Annotated in this window: 20 protein-coding genes; 12 read left to right on the top strand and 8 right to left on the bottom strand. The window is 55.5% G+C overall.

What is annotated here, in order from left to right:
- Positions 1 to 3 precede the first annotated feature (3 nt).
- From HUN04_09295 to HUN04_09280, 4 genes are read left to right on the top strand one after another with little or no spacing between them, the layout of a single operon-like run.
- Positions 4 to 567, top strand: coding sequence for a 4Fe-4S dicluster domain-containing protein (locus HUN04_09295; protein ID WDP89891.1), 564 nt, complete (start codon positions 4 to 6; stop codon positions 565 to 567).
- On the top strand, positions 564 to 1394 hold the full coding sequence (locus HUN04_09290; protein WDP89890.1) for a disulfide reductase: 831 nt from the start codon (positions 564 to 566) through the stop codon (positions 1392 to 1394). The genes HUN04_09295 and HUN04_09290 overlap by 4 nt, the downstream gene beginning before the upstream one ends.
- 16 nt (positions 1395 to 1410) lie before the next feature.
- Entirely contained in the window at positions 1411 to 3735 is a 2325-nt protein-coding gene (locus HUN04_09285) for a PAS domain S-box protein (GenBank protein ID WDP89889.1), read from the top strand.
- Positions 3736 to 3762: 27 nt separating this feature from the next.
- The gene (locus HUN04_09280; GenBank protein ID WDP89888.1) at positions 3763 to 4902 is read left to right on the top strand and encodes a response regulator; all 1140 of its coding nucleotides are present in this window, start codon (positions 3763 to 3765) and stop codon (positions 4900 to 4902) included.
- Here HUN04_09280 and HUN04_09275 read toward each other — a convergent pair.
- The 3 genes from HUN04_09275 to HUN04_09265 all read right to left on the bottom strand — a co-directional run bounded on the left by HUN04_09275 (position 4899) and on the right by HUN04_09265 (position 7613).
- Positions 4899 to 5942: a 3-deoxy-7-phosphoheptulonate synthase gene (locus HUN04_09275; GenBank protein WDP89887.1), complete on the bottom strand. Its 1044-nt coding sequence runs from the start codon at positions 5940 to 5942 to the stop codon at positions 4899 to 4901. The genes HUN04_09280 and HUN04_09275 overlap by 4 nt on opposite strands.
- Before the next feature lie 354 nt (positions 5943 to 6296).
- Positions 6297 to 6518: a 4Fe-4S binding protein gene (locus tag HUN04_09270; GenBank protein WDP89886.1), complete on the bottom strand. Its 222-nt coding sequence runs from the start codon at positions 6516 to 6518 to the stop codon at positions 6297 to 6299.
- A 12-nt stretch (positions 6519 to 6530) separates the two neighbouring features.
- Positions 6531 to 7613: a hypothetical protein gene (locus tag HUN04_09265; GenBank protein ID WDP93230.1), complete on the bottom strand. Its 1083-nt coding sequence runs from the start codon at positions 7611 to 7613 to the stop codon at positions 6531 to 6533.
- Positions 7614 to 7881: 268 nt separating this feature from the next.
- On the opposite strand from HUN04_09265, the gene HUN04_09260 reads away from it, so the two are divergent.
- Together HUN04_09260 and HUN04_09255 are read left to right on the top strand one after the other, a co-directional pair.
- Complete coding sequence (locus HUN04_09260; GenBank protein WDP89885.1) at positions 7882 to 9108, top strand: HD domain-containing protein; 1227 nt, start codon at positions 7882 to 7884, stop codon at positions 9106 to 9108.
- 18 nt (positions 9109 to 9126) lie between these two features.
- Positions 9127 to 9660, top strand: coding sequence for a hypothetical protein (locus tag HUN04_09255; protein ID WDP89884.1), 534 nt, complete (start codon positions 9127 to 9129; stop codon positions 9658 to 9660).
- Positions 9661 to 9670: 10 nt separating this feature from the next.
- Here the strand turns inward: HUN04_09255 and HUN04_09250 are convergent, their stop codons facing one another.
- Positions 9671 to 10570 carry a transporter gene (locus tag HUN04_09250; GenBank protein WDP89883.1) on the bottom strand — a complete coding sequence of 300 codons (900 nt, stop codon included), beginning with the start codon at positions 10568 to 10570 and terminating at the stop codon, positions 9671 to 9673.
- Positions 10571 to 10722: 152 nt separating this feature from the next.
- Between HUN04_09250 and yhbY the strand changes: the two genes are divergently transcribed.
- Together yhbY and HUN04_09240 are read left to right on the top strand one after the other, a co-directional pair.
- Positions 10723 to 11028: a ribosome assembly RNA-binding protein YhbY gene (yhbY, locus tag HUN04_09245; GenBank protein ID WDP89882.1), complete on the top strand. Its 306-nt coding sequence runs from the start codon at positions 10723 to 10725 to the stop codon at positions 11026 to 11028.
- Positions 11029 to 11130: 102 nt separating this feature from the next.
- Positions 11131 to 11967: an MBL fold metallo-hydrolase gene (locus tag HUN04_09240; GenBank protein WDP93229.1), complete on the top strand. Its 837-nt coding sequence runs from the start codon at positions 11131 to 11133 to the stop codon at positions 11965 to 11967.
- Here HUN04_09240 and HUN04_09235 read toward each other — a convergent pair.
- Complete coding sequence (locus HUN04_09235; GenBank protein WDP89881.1) at positions 11962 to 12915, bottom strand: alpha/beta fold hydrolase; 954 nt, start codon at positions 12913 to 12915, stop codon at positions 11962 to 11964. The genes HUN04_09240 and HUN04_09235 overlap by 6 nt on opposite strands.
- Positions 12916 to 13030: 115 nt before the next feature.
- Here HUN04_09235 and ychF point away from each other — a divergent pair, with 115 nt between their 5' ends.
- The gene (gene ychF / locus HUN04_09230) at positions 13031 to 14101 is read left to right on the top strand and encodes a redox-regulated ATPase YchF (GenBank protein ID WDP89880.1); all 1071 of its coding nucleotides are present in this window, start codon (positions 13031 to 13033) and stop codon (positions 14099 to 14101) included.
- A 90-nt stretch (positions 14102 to 14191) separates the two neighbouring features.
- Positions 14192 to 14512: a hypothetical protein gene (locus HUN04_09225; GenBank protein ID WDP93228.1), complete on the top strand. Its 321-nt coding sequence runs from the start codon at positions 14192 to 14194 to the stop codon at positions 14510 to 14512.
- Between the two features lie 59 nt (positions 14513 to 14571).
- Here HUN04_09225 and HUN04_09220 read toward each other — a convergent pair whose 3' ends face one another.
- Genes HUN04_09220 through pyrR form a run of 3 tightly spaced genes read right to left on the bottom strand, consistent with a single transcriptional unit; the run spans position 14572 to position 16036 of the window.
- Positions 14572 to 14976 carry a hypothetical protein gene (locus tag HUN04_09220; protein WDP89879.1) on the bottom strand — a complete coding sequence of 135 codons (405 nt, stop codon included), beginning with the start codon at positions 14974 to 14976 and terminating at the stop codon, positions 14572 to 14574.
- 4 nt (positions 14977 to 14980) lie between these two features.
- Complete coding sequence (locus HUN04_09215) at positions 14981 to 15484, bottom strand: molybdenum cofactor biosynthesis protein MoaB (protein WDP89878.1); 504 nt, start codon at positions 15482 to 15484, stop codon at positions 14981 to 14983.
- Between the two features lie 15 nt (positions 15485 to 15499).
- Complete coding sequence (pyrR, locus tag HUN04_09210) at positions 15500 to 16036, bottom strand: bifunctional pyr operon transcriptional regulator/uracil phosphoribosyltransferase PyrR (GenBank protein ID WDP89877.1); 537 nt, start codon at positions 16034 to 16036, stop codon at positions 15500 to 15502.
- Positions 16037 to 16167: 131 nt separating this feature from the next.
- On the opposite strand from pyrR, the gene HUN04_09205 reads away from it, so the two are divergent.
- The gene (locus HUN04_09205) at positions 16168 to 16806 is read left to right on the top strand and encodes a molybdenum cofactor guanylyltransferase (GenBank protein WDP89876.1); all 639 of its coding nucleotides are present in this window, start codon (positions 16168 to 16170) and stop codon (positions 16804 to 16806) included.
- Between the two features lie 39 nt (positions 16807 to 16845).
- Complete coding sequence (locus HUN04_09200) at positions 16846 to 17205, top strand: molybdenum cofactor biosynthesis protein MoaE (GenBank protein WDP89875.1); 360 nt, start codon at positions 16846 to 16848, stop codon at positions 17203 to 17205.
- Positions 17206 to 17209: the final 4 nt, after the last annotated feature.

Genomic DNA, 17209 nt, shown 5'->3' with positions numbered 1-17209 from the left:
CCCATGTCCGTTTCCCAAAAAGAAGATATCAATTCACCCGGTGTCATCCGGGCCCTGGACAGGGTAAAGGGGATGGTGAAAACCTGTATCCAGTGCGGCACCTGCTCCGCCTCCTGTCCCAATGTTCACTTCATGGACCTGACCCCCAGGCAGATGTGGCGGCTGGTGCTGACGGACCGGTCGGCAGACCTGTTTACCAGCCAAAGCTTCACCATGTGTTCGGCCTGCTATTGGTGCACCCTGCGCTGCCCCAGGGGGCTGGCGCTCACCGCTGCCGTGGCCGAACTCAAGCAGATCGGGGCGCGGTTGAATCTGCAGACCTCAAAAAAATCCGATCTGTTTTACCGGCTTTTCCTGGACAATGTCCGGCAGTACGGCCGGGTCAGGGAGATGGAATTGATGGGACGGTATTTTTTGGGCCTGAAAAATCCTGTCACGCCCATTGCGTACACCCCCCTGGGGCTGGCCCTGATGAAACGGGGGAAGATACATCCCCAGATGCCCGGCCAGGGGCCCGGCAAGCTGGACGGCCTGTTTGAGGCGGTCCGGGAAAGGAGGGATGGATGAAATCCTATCTGTATTACCCGGGCTGCTCCCTCACAGGGACGGCAAAGGAGTATGATTTTTCGGTGCGGGCGCTGATGGACGGGCTTGGGGCCCAACTTGTTGAGATTGAGGACTGGACCTGCTGCGGGGCCACGGCGGCCCAGGCTGTGGATACCGACATCGCACTGGCCCTTGCCGCCCGGAATCTGGCATTGGCCGGCAAAACCGGGGAGAACCAGGATATTCTGGTCCCCTGTTCCGCCTGTTACCTGAATCTGAAAGCGGCCCGGGAGACCCTGGCTTCAGATAAGGAAAAAAGGAAACTCATCGGCCATGCCCTGTCCCGGGAGGATTTAAACGGGGAGGTGCCGGTGGCCGTACGCCATCTGCTGGATGTGCTCTCCAGGGATGTGGACTGGGTGCCCGGCATGTTTTCCAAATCCATGGAAGGCATGGTGGTCGCCCCTTACTATGGATGCCAGTGTCTGCGGCCTTATCAAGTGTTTGACAACCCGGAACGGCCCCGGTCCATGGATGCCATGATCCAGGCGGCCGGCGCCCGGGTCCTGGACTGGGAGATGGGGGGGCAATGCTGCGGGGCCTCCAATGCCACCACCAAGCCAGAGGCCGGCCGTTTCCTGGTGGGAAATATACTGGATGCGGCCCGGGGGGCGGACTGCATTGTCACGGTCTGCCCCATGTGCCAGATGAACCTGGAGACCTGCGGGGGGACCCGGGATATTCCCGTGCTTTACCTGCCCCAGTTTTTGGGACGGGCCATGGGGCTCTCCCGGGAGGTCCTGGGCCTGGACCTTAACCTCAGTGATAACCGGGCATTAACACTTTAGGATTTCAAGGAGGGGAATGAACCGGTTCTGGACATATATCCGGTACAGTTTGGTTTCCAAGCTGGTCATCATCGTGGGGCTCACCGTGGTCCTGTCGATTTCCGCCTGGGCCTGGGTGAATATTACCAACCTCAAGGCCCAGAACATGAAGACCCTCACGGCCAGCACGGACCGGCTGAGCAATTCAATCAAGCTGGGCACCCATTACGCCATGATGCTCAACTCCCGGGACGACATCACCCAGATTATCAATAATATCGCCTCCCAGCCCGGCATTGAGAATATCCGGATTTATAATAAGGACGGCCAGATCAAGTTCACCAACCACGGTGATGAAATCGACGAGATCGTGGATATTAAGGCCGTGGCCTGCGATATCTGCCACAAATATGACTCGCCGCCGGACCGGATTTCCTTGGAAGAGCGGGTGCGGTATTTCCAGGCCCCCGACGGCACCCGCCAGATGGGGGTTGTCCAGCCGATCTGCAACGAACCGGGATGTGCCTCCGGGGACTGCCATTTTCACCCCGAGCACCAGAGGATCCTGGGGACCCTGGATGTGGTGGTCTCCCTGGAAGGGGCCCACCGCCAGGCCCTGAAAATGGAACGGGGGAGTATTCTTTTGACCCTGTTTACCATCCTGACCATTTCTGTGATTCTTTTTTTCTCCATTCTGCAGTTTGTGAAAAAACCCATTATCCGCCTTATTGACGGCACAAGGCAGATTGCCAAGGGCGATTATGATGTGCGCATTAAAACGGGCAGGGATTACGAGATCGACCAATTGGGACGGGCCATTGAGCAGATGGGCCATGAAATCGGCCATAACCAGGCCGAACTGAGAAAACAAAAGGACGAGTACCAGGATCTTTTTGACAAGGCCCCCTGCATGATTGCGATCCAGGATAAGAATTACCGGCTGCTCCGGTACAACCGGGTATTCAAGGAACGGTTCGATCCCAAACCCGGGTCTCTTTGCTACCATGCCTACAAGGGCAGGGATGAAAAATGCGAAGACTGCCCCGTGGAAAAGACCTTCAGGGACGGCCGTTCGCACTACGGGGAGGCCGAAGGCATGGGCCGGGACGGTGAATCCACCCACTGGATTTTCATCACCGCTCCGGTACGGGACCAGGCCGGGAATATCACGGCCGCCATGGAAATGAGTATCGATATTACCCGCCGGCGGCGGCTGGAAAGGGATCTTCAGCGGTCCGAAGAAAAATACCATGCCATATTCAATAATATCCATAATCCCGTGTTTGTGGTCCGGCGGGATGATTTCAGGATCCTGGACTGCAATATTAAGGCGGTGGAAGTCTACGGGGCGCGGAAATCCGCCTTCCTGAACCGTCCCTTTTCACAGTTTTTCAGGCCGGAGGAACGGCACAGCCTGGAGGCGCGGGTCAGAAGCCGGCAGGAGATATCCAAGGTGAAACATGTGAATGCCCGGGGACAGGTCATTGATGTGGATATGTGGGTCTCCCCCTCCGAGTATTCAGGTAAAAGAGTATTTCTCATCACCGTCAACGACATCACCCAGCGGCTGGAGACCGAGCAGCATCTTCTCCATGCCAGCAAGATGGCCACCCTGGGGGAGATGTCCACCGGCATCGCCCATGAGCTGAACCAGCCCCTGTCCGTGATTAAATCCTCCTCCTCCTTCTGCCTGAAAAAAATCCGGCAGAAAGAGGAATTGGAGTGGGGAATCCTGGCCAATCTCATGTCAAAGATCGATGCCAACGTGGACCGGGCCGAGAAGATCATCCACCATATGCGCCAGTTTGCAAGAAAATCCGAGGTGCGGCTGGTGCCGGTACAGATCAACGATGTGCTTCAGCGGACATTTGAAATGTTCAACCAGCAGTTGAAAATCCACGGCATAGATGTGGGGTGGGAGAAAAAAGAGGACCTGCCCCTGATCCTTGGGGATCCGGACCGGTTGGAACAGGTGTTCATCAATTTGATCATGAATGCCCGGGATGCCATCGAGGCAAAGTGGGCAACACACGGACAATCATCCGGCGACGGGGATGCCATCACCATTGAAACCCGGGTACGGGGGGAGGGCGATGAAGGGGCTGCAGGCTCCCTGGTCATTGAGGTGAAGGATACGGGGCCCGGCATTCCGGAGGCAGTGGAAGAACGGCTGTTTGAACCCTTTTTCACCACCAAGGAAGTGGGCAAGGGAACGGGGTTGGGACTGTCCATCAGTTACGGAATCATCAAGGATTGCGGGGGCAGCATACGGACGGGCAGGAAGAAAAAGGGGGAAGGGGCGGTGTTTGTCATCAGTTTTCCGGTTCCCCGGAACCTGGAGGATAAAATTGTCTATACCTAGGGCTGCGGCCTTGGGAGAGGAGGGCGCATGAATAAACGAGCGTTTACTGTGCTGGTTGTGGATGACGAGGCCGATATCCGTGAGGTCCTTGAAATCGCCCTCATGGACGAAGGCTATACTGTACTGCTGGCCGAAAACGGACAGCAGGCCATGGCGGTTTTCGATAAAAAACATCCCCATATTGTGGTGACGGATATCAAAATGCCGGTGATGGGCGGGGTGGAACTGCTTAAGCAGATCAAACAGGCCTGGCCGGATACCGAAGTGATTATGATCACCGGCCACGGGGATATGGCCCTGACCATCTCCAGCCTGCATTTCGGGGCCATGGATTTCATTACCAAGCCGGTGAATGTGGACATTCTGACCCATTCCGTGGCCAGGGCCGTGGAGAAGATCATTGCCCGGCAGCAACTGATGGACTATACACACCGCCTGGAGCGCCTGGTCCTTGAAAAGTCCAAGCTTACGGGCCACCTGACTTCCCTGGGGCTGATGATGGGCACCATCTCCCACGATATCAAAGGGGGGCTGACCAACCTGGATGGCGGCCTTTACCTGGCCCGGTCCGCCTTGAAGCGGGGGAAAACCGGGGAGGCGGAGGAGGGCCTGGAATTGCTGGAGCAGGCCGTGGACCGCATCAAAAAACTCATCCTGGATGTCCTCCTGTATTCCAAAGAGCGCAAGCTTAAAATCGCGCCGGTGTCTGTGTCAGCATTCACCGAAGATATTTCCCGGTCCATGGCCATGAAAATAGGTACCCGGCCCATCCGGTTTGAACTCCATACCAGCCAGGCCCCGGAGACCATGGATATCGACCCGGAATCCATGATGTCCGCCCTCATCAACATCCTGGATAATGCCATCGACGCCTGTGTGGATGAGAAGGAGAAAGAAGGCAACCTCATTGAACTAGGCATAGAAGAAAAAAACAGCCGGCTCTCCATATGGATCCGGGACAACGGCTGCGGCATGGACATGGAAACCCGGGAAAAGATCTTTGACCTTTTTTACTCCTCCAAAAGCACCAAAGGAACGGGTTTCGGACTGTTTATCACCCACAATATCGTGGCCCAGCACAAGGGCGAGATCCGTGTGGATTCCCTGCCGGGCAGGGGCACCACCTTCCGTATCGAGTGCCCCTGCCTCTCTCCCAAAGGGGATTAAAGCTTGCCGTAGGCGCAGCGGATAAGGCTTTCGGTGGTTTCCCAGGAGATGCATTCGTCGGTGATGGAAATCCCGTATTTGAGGCAGCCGGCATCACCGTTGCATCTGCATTTCTGGTTGCCCTCAAAAAGGTTGCTTTCCAGCATCAGCCCCACGATCCTGTCATTTCCGTCCAGGCGCTGGTCCACGGCGCTTTTGAATACAAAGGACTGGCCCTTGTACTTCTGTCCGGAGTTGTCGTGGGAGCAGTCAACGATGACGGCATCCAGAAGCTCTTTTTCCCGGAGCCGGTCCTGGGCCTTGCCGACGGAGACCGGATCGTAGTTGGGGGTGGGGCCGCCCCGGAGCACGATGTGGCCGTATGCATTGCCTGTGGTGGAGACCACGGCGGATTTGCCGTCGGGATCGATGCCCAGAAAATGCTGGGGGGCTTTGGCCGCAAGGGTGGCGTTGATGGCGGCGGTGAGGCTGCCGTCGGTGCCGTTTTTGAATCCGACGGGCATGGAAAGGCCCGAGGCCATTTCGCGGTGGGTCTGGGATTCCGTGGTCCGGGCGCCGATGGCCACCCAGGTCAACAGCCCTGCAATATACTGGGGGGTAATTGAATCCAGAATTTCAGTGGCGGCGGGCAGGCCCATTTCGTTGATGTCGATGAGCAGGGAACGCGCCCGGCGCAGTCCTTGGTCCATGTTATAGGAGGCGTCAAGAAAGGGGTCGTTGATCAGGCCTTTCCAGCCCACAGTGGTCCGGGGTTTTTCAAAGTATACCCGCATGATCAGGTTGATTTTATCCTTCACCTCTTCCCTCAGGGTGTTCATCCTTTGGGCATACTCCATGGCGGCCTCGGTATCGTGGATGGAGCAGGGGCCGGCAATGACCAGGAGGCGCTTGTCATCACCCTTGAGGATGTTCTCCACATCCTTGCGGCCCTGGATGACGGTGTTGGCAGCCGGATCGGTTACGGGCAGTTCCTCTTTTACGGCTGCCGGGGGAGTCAGGGGTTTGAACGACTTAACGTTGACATCGAAGGTCTGTTTCATGGCTGTTTTCCTTTTGCAAGTTTTTTTGCCTGAAACTTTAAATAAAAAAAGCCGCAGGCGGTTGCTGCCTGCGGCTTTTGGGGGTTATTAAACTATCAGCGCAACGCAGGCAGGCCGGTATAAAAAAAATACCAAAAATAAAAATAAAATCTGTCTGCTTTGCGGGTATTCATAAAAATCTTCTTTTGATTAGATCCTTTAAATGTTTTCATACCTAAAACATAATTGGAATCGGGTGTCAAGGAAAAAACAAATTAAATTTTGATGTCTTTTCAGACGGTTAGTTTTCCGTTAGCAGCAGCCGCAGGAGGCGTTTTCTTTTCCTTTTATCCAGACCTGGATAATATAGGCGGCTCAGCCCACCCCGGGGCTGACGGCCAGGGCCCCGGAGGGGCAGTTGGTCACACAGGCCCCGCACTCCATGCAGCCGTTGAGGTCTGCGATGCGGGCCCTGTTGTCCACGTCCATTTCAAGTACCCGGTGGGGGCAGACCTGGGTGCACAGGGTACAGCCCACGCATTTGTCCCGGTCCAGGACCAGGGTGGCCACGTCTTCGTAATATCTGAAATCTTTCATTCCTTTCTCCCGTTAAAATCCCGCGTAAATCCAGAGCCCCGTGGACAGCAGCAGGCTGGCCATCTGGACCGGGAGATACCGTTTCATCTCTTTTTCAACCCCCGAAGGGGAGGTGAAGGGGGTGGTGCCGGTGAAATTCATGGCCATAAATGAGCTGACCATGAGGGTGAATAAAAATAAGGCAACTGCCGGGGCAATACCTGTCCCGGGCACGAACAAAAGGAGCAGGGCTGCGGTGATGCTGCCGGTGATGATCCCTTTGAGGGCGAATTCCCGTACAGGAATAAAGGGGAGCAGGGCCGGGGTGATAACCGCACCGGAGACCATGCCCGCTGCCAGGGCGCCAATGGCGTCCCACCCCCTTGTCCAGGCCGCATCCAGGGAAAATATGCCCGGCCCCAGGCCGGACAGTACAAAGATGACCAGGGCCGCAGCCAGGGCCGGCTTTAAGGCGATTTGCACCTCCACCGGGGTGAGCACCAGCCGTTCCCTGAAGTTAAAGGTGACCTGGCGCATGGCCGGCTCCGCCTTTTTACCGTTTGCCAGAAACCGGGGCAGATCCGAGGCCCGGACCGGTCCGTAGATCACCCTGAAACCTGACAGCCTTTTCACCTCCCTTGCCGAGATGCCTGTGGCGCCCAGCTGGGGGAGAATGAGGCGTTTGTGACCCACTGCTTTTTCAAGGCCGGCGCTTTTGATTCGGGATACCAGTTCGCCGGTGCCGAAGGTGCCTTTTCCGGCAGCACACCAGACGTTGATGCCCCTGGTGTCCAGTACCAGTATCCAGGCGCTGATTCCTGAAAGATGTTTTCTCAGGTGGTCAAATGTCAGCTTGAAATTGGCCGTCACCAGAACGTCTGAATCCGATCCCGGCCGGCCCACGGCGTACAGCCCGGGCGCTACGGTGTAATTGTGCCGGCCGATGCCGCACCGGACCCGGACCGTGGCGCGCCTGTCTGCGGGGCCCATGGCGGTGGCGACCCGGGGGACGGGTCCCGCCGGTGTCTCTAAAAAGCCGGTTACCCAGGAGCAGAGAATATAGCCGGGTTTCTCATGGGGGGCTGTGTTTCCCTCCGGCGGTATTTCGCCGTCCATGGACGGCATGATCTGCACCCCGGAGGTGGACAGGCCCCTATCGTTTGCCTTCATCATTTGTTCACCTCATTCATTGGAAATGTATATGGAATTTTAGCGTTTTTCCGGAGGGGAGTCCACACGAAAAACAGATGTGCCGGCCTGTTATGCGTATGGCCAAAAGTAATCCTGCTTTACACAACGGCTAGGGTCTGGTAATAATTTTATTATCTTTATTCTTTAATTATAAATTCGCAGGGTCCTGGGACCGGAAAAGGAGTATATTTCGTTGGGATTGGCAACCGAATATTTTGATGACGGCAGTTCCTTTTTTACCATTGATCCCCTGTCCATTAATCCCGAGTCCCTTGCGGAGTTTTCCCTGTTTGAACGCCAGGCCCATAAAAAAGGGCAGTACCGGTTCCGGTGCCTGCTCATGAACACCCGGTCCATTGAAAGGGAACGGCTGCTGGCGTTGATCGGAAACTGGGATGTCGTCTACATCCACCGGCGGGAGGCGGAGGCCTACAGAGCCTATCTGAGGAAAAATCTTGAATTCATTCTGGACCATGGACAGATCAGCGTCAAACAGAAGACCGAAACCCTGGTGGCCACTTCTTCCGAGGTGATCAAGGAGGCGTTCAGCCGGCAGTTCGCCTCAAAAGAGGACCTGGAAAGCATGGTTCAGAATGTGGAGAAGCTGGTGTCCAGAGCCCTTCATTTTATTGCCGATATCAAATCCCTCAACGGGATCGCCGGACTCATCAACCATGATTACGACACCCATACCCATTCCATCAAGGTGGGGTGGCTCACCGCCGTATTCATCAATGCCAACCCGGCGCTTTTTGGAAACCCTGATGCCGGACAGATGCAGGATTTAATAACGGAAGCCACGGTGGCGGGCTTTCTCCATGACCTGGGTAAAACCAAGATACCGGGAAATGTGATCAATAAACCCGGCCGCCTGGATAACCTGGAATATGTTCTCATGCAGTCCCATTCCGCCTATGGGGCCGGCCTGCTTTTTGACAGTCCCCTGTCCCGGCGGGCCGTGCAGACCATTCTTTACCACCATGAGAATGAGGACGGCAGCGGCTATCCCTGCGGCCTTTCAGGCGATGATATCCCCATCATGGCCAAGATTTGCCACATCGTTGATGTCTTTGATGCCCTGACCTCAAAGCGCTCATATAAAGCGGCCAAAACCCCTTTTGAGGCGTTGAAAATCATGGCAGGGGAAAATCCCTACCTGGAGACTTTGAAGCAATTTGAGGACGAGGTCCGGGAGAACCGGCGGCCGCCGGTGGAAACGGTGGTCCGGGATGACTACGAGGCAAAGCTGCGCCGTCTGAGGGAGCGGGAGATGCTTGAGGCGGAGGCCGCCAAGCGGGTCAAGGCCCGGGTGACCCTCAGGGATAAGGGCATGGCCCATTGCTTTGACCTGGAACTGCTCAAACGGTTTATTGTAACCATGAACCGGAGCGAAAGCTTTGACCTTTCAGGGCTTTTGTAAATGACTGTGGGGCGGCGGATGGGAGGTCTTAATATCCCCTGGCAATCCGGGGCGGAATTCAAAGCCGCGTTGGACTTTCTCGGATACATTGACAGCAAAAGGTACAATGACCTGGGGCCGGTCCGCAGCCTTGCCCGCAGGATAGAGATGCGGTTTCACCGGATGGCGGGGGACCTGGACAGTCTCTGCGCCCGGACCTGTCCCGGCTGCACGGATAACTGCTGCCAGCGGGCGGTTATCTGGTATGATTTCAGGGACCTGCTGTATCTGTATTTCAGCCCTGATGGCGGCCCGGACCGGATGCCCGACCGGCAGATTGTCAAGTCCGGGGACCTGTGCCCCCACCTCGGGGCCGCCGGGTGCCGGCTGCCAAGGGACCGGCGCCCCTTTGTCTGCACCTGGTATTTCTGTCCGGCCCAGAAGTCAGAGGCTGCCGGCCTGGCCCTGAACGAAGCGGTTTTGGAAATCAAGGCCGCCCGGATTGACATGGAGGCCGAATTCTGCCGGATTACAGGCCCCCGGCCAAAAGTTGAAGATACCGGCGGCCTGTAATCTGTCCGGTTTAGAATATTTTTGTAAGGGTCAGTACCGTTGTGTTTCCTTCGGAGCGGTCTTCGGTTTCAAATTCAAACAAAGAGCGCAGGGACAGGAACATTTTGAAAGTGGGGATGAATACGCTGATTTCGGGCCCGGCGGCATATATCTGGTCATGGGTGCCGGGATTGGTCGCGGCAGCGCCGGAATCATCAGAGACCTGCCACTGGCAGTAGCCTGAGATGCCTGCCTCCCATACCTTGGCAAAGGCCTTGCCGATGCCCCATTCAAAATGGAAATCGTCCCCCGGGGTATAGTCCCGGTCTTCCTGGTCCGAGTGGATTTCATACCGGGCGAGGAGGGAAAGGGATAGGGTTTTTGCCGTGTCAAGGTAGAGGGTGCCGCCCAGGGTGGTCATGCTGGTCCAGAATCCCTTGCCCGGGGAGGCCGGCTCTGCCGGGTCAAAGCTGCCGGTGGGCAGGTAGACGGCCTGGCTGATGGCAGCATCGAACCTGGGGCCGTGCCAGGCAATACCGAAGGGTTCAATACAGATATCACCCAGGCCGAATTCGTCATCGTAAATTCCGGCGGCGGATATGCTGAAATCGGTGTAGACAAAGGGGATGGTGGCGTCCATGAAGTAATCGCCCCCCAGGATTTTTGTTTTTGTCACCCAAACAAAGCGGTTGGCCATGGCAAATACATCAACCTCAAATCCGTTGTTCAGGTCATTTCCGTTTTGATCCATTAAGCTGTCGGCCGTATAGAACACATTGTACATTTTGTAGTAGACCCCCGGCGGCGGCACGCTGCCCCCTTTTATCCCTTCGATGCCGTTGGTATAATGGTTGTTTCCCGTTGCAAGCAGGAGCTGGGGCAGCGCCAGGATGAATACCAGGGCCAGTAATGCAGCAGAACGTTTCCTCATGTCTTTTCCTTTCTGAAAATTGAACTTGTTTCTGTTTATAGATACATGTTTCTATGCACCACTACATTGTTTTTTGTGAAATTGCAATTCTTTTTATGGGTGTTTTGTGATAAGATGCCGGAATTTAAATTGATATGTGAAGGATAAAATACGTGATGGAATTAAAAGGATCTCAGCGCAAACATTTGAGGGGCCTTGCCCATAACCTGAACCCGGCTGCCTTTGTGGGGCAGAAAGGGCTGACCGACGCGCTGATGGAAGAGATCGACACCGCCCTGGCGGCTTCGGAACTCATAAAAATCAAATTCATTGACAACAAGGAAAAAGAGGTGAAAACCGCTCTTGTGGAAGAAATTTCCAAGCGGGTTTCCTGCCATGTGGCCGGCATGATCGGGCATGTGGCCGTGCTTTACCGTCCCCATCCCAATCCGGACAAACGCCGGATCAACCTGCCTTGATCCCGGAATTTCTACCAGACAGAAAAGTGAATTCGTGAAAGCGAAAATTAAAGGAGTCCGGCGGTGCCTGACATTACTCTGACTGTTCTCAGCGGCAATGGAATGAAACTGGACGGGGGGAGCATGTTCGGCAACGCCCCCAAGGCGCTGTGGGCGTCCTGGATGCCGGCAGACGGACGGAATATGATTGATATCGCCTCTAAATCCCTGCTGGTGAGGACCCCGTCCCATAATATCCTCTTTGAAACCGGGGCCGGGGCCTACCTTGACCCGAAAATGAGGCAGCGGTTCCAGATCTCCGACTCACGCCATCTCCTGCTGGATGCCCTGGCGGAAAAGGGGCTGGACCACAGGGACATCAGTCATATTGTCCTCTCCCACCTTCATTTCGATCATGCCGGCGGCCTGCTGGCACCCTGGGAGGCTGGCCGGGAGGGCCTTGAATTATTGTTCCCCAATGCCCGGCTCATTGTGGGAGAGACACATTTTCACCGGGCAATGACCCCCCATTCCCGGGACCGTGCCTCCTTTATCCCCGGCCTGGCCGGGATGCTGAAAGAGACAGGCCGGCTGGACCTGTACCGGGACGGTGAGCGGATGGACCTGGACGGGGTTGAGATTGAGTTTACCGAAAGCCACGGCCATACCCCGGGGATGCTGGTTTCCTGGATCCGGATAGGTCACCGCAACTTTGTTTTTACCGGGGACCTCATCCCGGCCCATCCCTGGGTCAACCTGCCCATTACCATGGGGTTCGACCGGTTTCCGGAAGGGCTGGTGGACGAGAAGAAAAAGTGCCTGGACAGGGCCATGGAGGCCCGTGCCCTTCTCATTTTTCCCCATGATCCTGTCTGTGATGCCGCCGGCCTTGATTACGACGCAAACAAGGACCGGATCCTGCCGGCAGAACTGCTTTCCGGTATTTCTATTGAACTATAGATAGCCGTTTAAAACGTCAATGGCCTTCTGTTCCGACCAGTAAAGCCCGTCGCGGTTAAAATCAATAAAGCCGACATGGCCGCCGGAACCCGTGATCTTCAAGCTGACATGGGGGTTGTATTCGGCTTCGGCCACGGGAAAGCATTCTCTGGGCAGAAAGGGGTCGTTTTGGGCGTTGACAATGAGTGTGGGCACCTTGATATGGGGGATGAACTGTTTGGACGCGCATTTCCTCCAATAGTCCTCTGCATTCTTGAATCCGTGGATGGGGGCGGTGTACCGGTCGTCAAATGTTTTGAAATTTTTTATTTTTTCGTATCCCGAATCGTCGATGGCCTGGGGCATGGTTGCCATCTTGTCCCTGATTTTCTGGTGGAGCATGCGCAGGAAACGTTTCATGTAAAGCGCGTTGGCCGGTTTGGCCAGGACGGCGGCGCTGGCTTCAAGGTCGCAGGGAACAGAGAAAACCACGGCTTTGGAGACAATGGGGTTTACCGTATCCCTGCCCAGGTGGACCAGGGTGAGGTTGCCCCCAAGGCTGAAACCGATAAGGGCGATTTCCCTGTACCGGCCCGTGGCAGCGGCATGGTTGATGACCAGGGATAGATCCGATGTGGCCCCGTTGTGGTAGGAGCGCAACAATCTGTTGGGCTCTCCAGAACACCCTCGGTAATTCCAAGCCAGGGCGTCCCAGCCGGCAAGGTTCACGGCCTTCACCATGCCTTTGACGTAATTGCGGGTGGTGTTGCCTTCCAGGCCGTGGGAGATGACGGCCAGGCGGTTGCCGTTGATGTTGGACCAGTCCAGGTCCAGGAAATCATTGTCCGGGGTGGCGATGCGTTCCCGGGTGTAGCCGACGTCGTTTATTTTTCTGAAAAGTACGGGGTAGATGGTCTGGATGTGCCCGTTGCCGAATAACAGGGGCGGGTGATAGTCATTGTCGTTCAACCATGGATCTCCTTTGCAGTTGCATTTATACTGTCCTACTGATAAGTAAATTTGATATATTATTTCTCCTATGAAGTAAATTTAAAATGTAAAAACTAAGGAAAATAAAACGATTATGAAGGTTGGTATCATAGGGCTTCCCCAGACCGGAAAAAAGACATTGTTTCAAATCCTCACGGGCAACGAAATCACAGATCCGGCAAAGGCATTCAAGCCGGTGCCCGGCACCGCCGACATTTTGGATTCCAGGTTCAATGCCCTGGTGAAAATGTATGAACCCAACAAAGAGGTACGGGCCCGGCTGGACCTGGTGCTTCTGCCCAAGATGGAAGCCGAGACCATCGCCAAGGGTGATATTTTCAAGGATATTGCGGATATGGATGCGGTCTGCCATGTGGTCCGCGCCTTTGAGGACGAGGCCGTTTACCATGCCGACGGCTCGGTGGATGCCCTGCGGGATTTTAACATGGTCAACTCCGAACTGGTGATGCATGACCAGATTTTTGTGGAAAAGCGTATTGAGCGCCTGGAGGCCATGGTCAAAAAAATCAAGGATGAGGACCAGAAAAAAGAACTGGCCCTGATGCAGAAGATGCAGGCCCACCTTGAGGAAGAAAAGCCGCTGCGCCAGCTGGAACTCACCGAAGACGAGGATAAGATGATCCGATCTTATCCCTTTATCACCCTGAAAAAAATGGTTATTGCCGTTAATGTGGGCGAAGAAGACCTGGGGGATGATGCACTCCTGGGAAGATTCAAGGAGAGCTGCGAGGCCCTCTCCATTGAGGCCATGACGGTGTCGGCCAAGGTGGAGTCGGAAATCGCCATGCTGGACAGCGAAGAGGAAAAACAGGAATTCCTGGCGGACATGGGAATCACCTCCACAGCCCTTGAAACCCTCACCGGGCTTTGCCTCAAGTCCCTGAGCCTGATCTCCTTTTTCACCGTGGGCAAAGATGAGGTCCGGCAGTGGCTGGTCCGCGAGGCATCCAAGGCGCCTGCGGCGGCCGGTGTGATCCATTCGGACCTGGAGCGGGGATTTATCCGGGCCGAGGTCTTTAAGTATGACGACCTCATGGAATTGGGGTCGGAAGCAGAACTCAAAAAGGCGGGCAAGTTCTATGTGGAAGGCAAGGACTACGTGGTCCAGGACGGGGACATCCTCAATATCCGGTTTTCCGTCTAACAAAGTCGTTTGATGTTCGCTTTTTTTAAAAAACTATTTTCAGGATCCTCGGCGGATGCCGTTCCGGAATCCGGCGTTTCCAGACAAGAGATTGCCGGTCCCCCCTGGTTCGGGGTGGACCTGGACGGTACCCTGGCGGTCTGGGATTCGACTTCCTCCCTGGACCGCATCGGCCCCCCGGTGCCTGAGATGGTGGCCTATGTCAGGCGCATGGTGGACAGCGGCATCCGGGTCAAGATCTTCACGGCCCGGGCCTGCGATCCGGCGCAGATTCCCAGAATACGGTCCTGGCTGAGGGAAAACGGCCTGCCGGATCTGGAAATCACCAATGTCAAAGATTACTATATGGAGCGCCTTTACGATGACAGGGCCATCCGGGTGGAGCGGAATACCGGCCGGATGGGTTCCTGACCGGCAATTGTAAAGAAATACCGGGCCGGTATTTGGCCCGGTTTTGGGGGGGCTAAGGCCTATTCCGGGGCGTTGTCATGGGCCTCTGTGAGGCGGGCCTTGATATAGGCCATATCGTCGGCATCGTACTCGTAAAGGTCAAAGCAATGGGCATCTTCGCCCAGCAGGCCTTCCGGGACCATGTCACCTGCTTCGTCCGGGTCCGTGATCATTTCTCCGTAAAAGCAGACCGAGAGCCATCTTTCATTGGGATCGTCGTCAATGACGTCCACCATGCCGAAAAGCGGCCGTTTGTCCTGGGCGGCATGGCGGGGGCGCAGGGAATAGGTGACGCCGGGGCGGGCGTTGAAGTCCAGGGTGGTATCGGCCATGGCCTCCAGGTGTTCCACCAGTTCAACAAAGGCCTGGCGGGTTTTTGTCTCGTTGTCTTTCCACTCTTCGATGAAGGTTGTCAGTTCGCTCATGGTGTTATTCCTTTATATGTTTGAGGATGTGGGTCAGTTCGGGGAATATCAATGCATTACATGCCAGTTTACAGGCTTTGATGCTGCCGGGCATGCAGAAAATCACGGTCTGTCCGACAATGCCTGCGGTGGCCCGGGACATGATGGCGGCGGAATCAATCTCTTCAAAGCTGAGCTGGGCAAACACCGGCCCGAAGGAGGTCAGTTCCTTGTCAAACATGGGGCGGACCGCTTCTATGGTGACATCCTTGGGGCTCAGGCCTGTGCCGCCGGTCATGATCACGGCATGGGGACAGACCCGGTCCACCACATGGGTGAGCAATTCAGTGATGGCGGTGATGTCGTCGGTGACCACCTGGTGGATCACCACCTCGTGCCCTTCTTTTTTTGCCTGTTTTTTGATCCATGATCCGCTTTTGTCCTCTTCCAGTTTCCGGGTGGTGGACACCGATATTACGGCGATCTTCAGTTCCCGGGGCCCGGATTTTTTATGCAGTAGGGTGCTCATTTACCTCTCATCCTGTTAAACCAGTTCCTTGTATACACAATCGTCGCCGTCGTGTTCCTTGACATGGACATGGATCATGTCCGTGGTGTCGGTATCGACACTGATGCCTTTGTAATCGCCCTGGATGGGCAGTTCCCTGTGTCCCCGGTCCACCAGGATGGCCAGTTCGATGCGGGCGGGCCGGCCGAAATCCATCAGGGATTCCATGGCCGCCCGGATGGTCCTGCCGGTGTAGAGAACGTCGTCCACCAGGATGATATTTTTGTCATCCACGGAAAAGGGGATTTTTGAGGGGCGCACCGTGGGCTGGTGGCTGATTTTGGTCCAGTCGTCCCGGTACATGTTGATGTCCATTGAGCCCACGGGAAGGTCGCTGCCTTCGATGTCCCGGATCTGATCGGCCAGGCGTTTGGCCAGATAATCTCCCCGGGTCTGGATGCCCACCAGGGCCAGGTTCTGCACCCCTTTATGGGTCTCGATAATTTCATAGGCGATCCGGGTGATGATCCGTTTGAAATCCTGGTCGTTCAGGATGTTTTTCTTCTTAGTCATGGTTACCCTTTTTTCTATTTGATTCCACTGATAAATTTCTCTATCATCTTTTGCCGGCGCCATCAATCCTTGATTTTCGGTTCAACTTCCTATAATCATCAGAGGATATTTTTACCCCGGGACTGCCGGGGATGATTCGGACAACTGCGGAAGAGAACACCTTGAAAAAAATTGAATGTACCGGTGTCATTCTGGCAGGCGGGACAAACAGCCGCCTGCCCGGAAAGAAGAAAACCTTTTACCGGGTGGGGGAGGCCTCCATGCTGGAGAAGCTCTCCGCCCTCTTTGAGACGCTCTTTGATGAAGTGATCCTGGTGGTCAACGATCCCGGCGCCTTTGCCGGAGCCGACGCCATGGTCGTGAGGGATATCATCCCTGCCCGGTGCGCCCTGGCCGGCCTTCATGCCGGGCTGTTTTACGCCTCCAATCCCTGGATCTATGCCACTGCCTGCGATGTGCCCTTTGCCAATGAGAAAATTATCCGCCACCTCTGGGGGGCCAGGGCGAAAGGAAAGGAGATTGTCATTCCCAGAACCCGGGAAGGTCTGGAACCTTTGTCCGCTTTCTATAACAAATCCTGCATCCCCAGGATTGAAAAAAGTCTGGCAGACAATATCTTTATGATCAAGCGGTTTTTCAAGGCCAAGAAGGTAAGAGAGATTGCGCCGGAAGCACTTGAAAAACTTGATCCGCAGATGCGGTTCAAATTTAACGTTAACACCCCGGAAGACCTGGCTGTCGCAAGGGCGATGGCCGGTAATAAAGGATGACGGGCAGGGCCCGTGGGGTGAAAGAATAGGAGAGAGAATATGGATTTGCCTGCAATGATCAATGCAATGAAAAATCATCCGGAGATTTCCAAGGCCGGGATGGTGCTGTACCATAACGGGATTGTCCGGGCCACCGCCAGGGACGGCCGGGAGGTCACCGGTCTTGAGGTGAAGGTGGACGGCGGGAAGCTGGAGGAAATTCTGGCCGAAGCCAGGGCCGTGCCCGGCATCGTGGATGTCAAGGTGCATATTAATGCGGACAGGCCCCTGACGGTGGGGGACGATGTCATGTTCCTGGCCGTGGCCGGGGATATACGGGAAAATGTACTTGAGACCCTTACCACTACCCTGAACCGGATTAAGGCCGAGGCCACATCCAAGACCCAGGTCTTTGCCTGATACC

This window comes from Desulfobacter sp., from assembly GCA_028768525.1.
GTDB lineage: Bacteria > Desulfobacterota > Desulfobacteria > Desulfobacterales > Desulfobacteraceae > Desulfobacter.
This window is presented reverse-complemented; position numbering and strand designations above follow the sequence as displayed.

Bases quoted from the DNA above. Each gene is read 5' to 3' on its own strand.
- HUN04_09295 (WDP89891.1), top strand. From the start codon at position 4: ATGTCCGTTTCCCAAAAAGAAGATATCAATTCACCCGGTGTCATCCGG.
- HUN04_09290 (WDP89890.1), top strand. From the start codon at position 564: ATGAAATCCTATCTGTATTACCCGGGCTGCTCCCTCACAGGGACGGCA.
- HUN04_09285 (WDP89889.1), top strand. From the start codon at position 1,411: ATGAACCGGTTCTGGACATATATCCGGTACAGTTTGGTTTCCAAGCTG.
- HUN04_09280 (WDP89888.1), top strand. From the start codon at position 3,763: ATGAATAAACGAGCGTTTACTGTGCTGGTTGTGGATGACGAGGCCGAT.
- HUN04_09275 (WDP89887.1), bottom strand. From the start codon at position 5,942: ATGAAACAGACCTTCGATGTCAACGTTAAGTCGTTCAAACCCCTGACT.
- HUN04_09270 (WDP89886.1), bottom strand. From the start codon at position 6,518: ATGAAAGATTTCAGATATTACGAAGACGTGGCCACCCTGGTCCTGGAC.
- HUN04_09265 (WDP93230.1), bottom strand. From the start codon at position 7,613: ATGGACGGCGAAATACCGCCGGAGGGAAACACAGCCCCCCATGAGAAA.
- HUN04_09255 (WDP89884.1), top strand. From the start codon at position 9,127: ATGGGAGGTCTTAATATCCCCTGGCAATCCGGGGCGGAATTCAAAGCC.
- HUN04_09250 (WDP89883.1), bottom strand. From the start codon at position 10,570: ATGAGGAAACGTTCTGCTGCATTACTGGCCCTGGTATTCATCCTGGCG.
- HUN04_09240 (WDP93229.1), top strand. From the start codon at position 11,131: ATGAAACTGGACGGGGGGAGCATGTTCGGCAACGCCCCCAAGGCGCTG.
- ychF (WDP89880.1), top strand. From the start codon at position 13,031: ATGAAGGTTGGTATCATAGGGCTTCCCCAGACCGGAAAAAAGACATTG.
- HUN04_09220 (WDP89879.1), bottom strand. From the start codon at position 14,976: ATGAGCGAACTGACAACCTTCATCGAAGAGTGGAAAGACAACGAGACA.
- HUN04_09215 (WDP89878.1), bottom strand. From the start codon at position 15,484: ATGAGCACCCTACTGCATAAAAAATCCGGGCCCCGGGAACTGAAGATC.
- pyrR (WDP89877.1), bottom strand. From the start codon at position 16,036: ATGACTAAGAAGAAAAACATCCTGAACGACCAGGATTTCAAACGGATC.
- HUN04_09205 (WDP89876.1), top strand. From the start codon at position 16,168: ATGATTCGGACAACTGCGGAAGAGAACACCTTGAAAAAAATTGAATGT.
- HUN04_09200 (WDP89875.1), top strand. From the start codon at position 16,846: ATGGATTTGCCTGCAATGATCAATGCAATGAAAAATCATCCGGAGATT.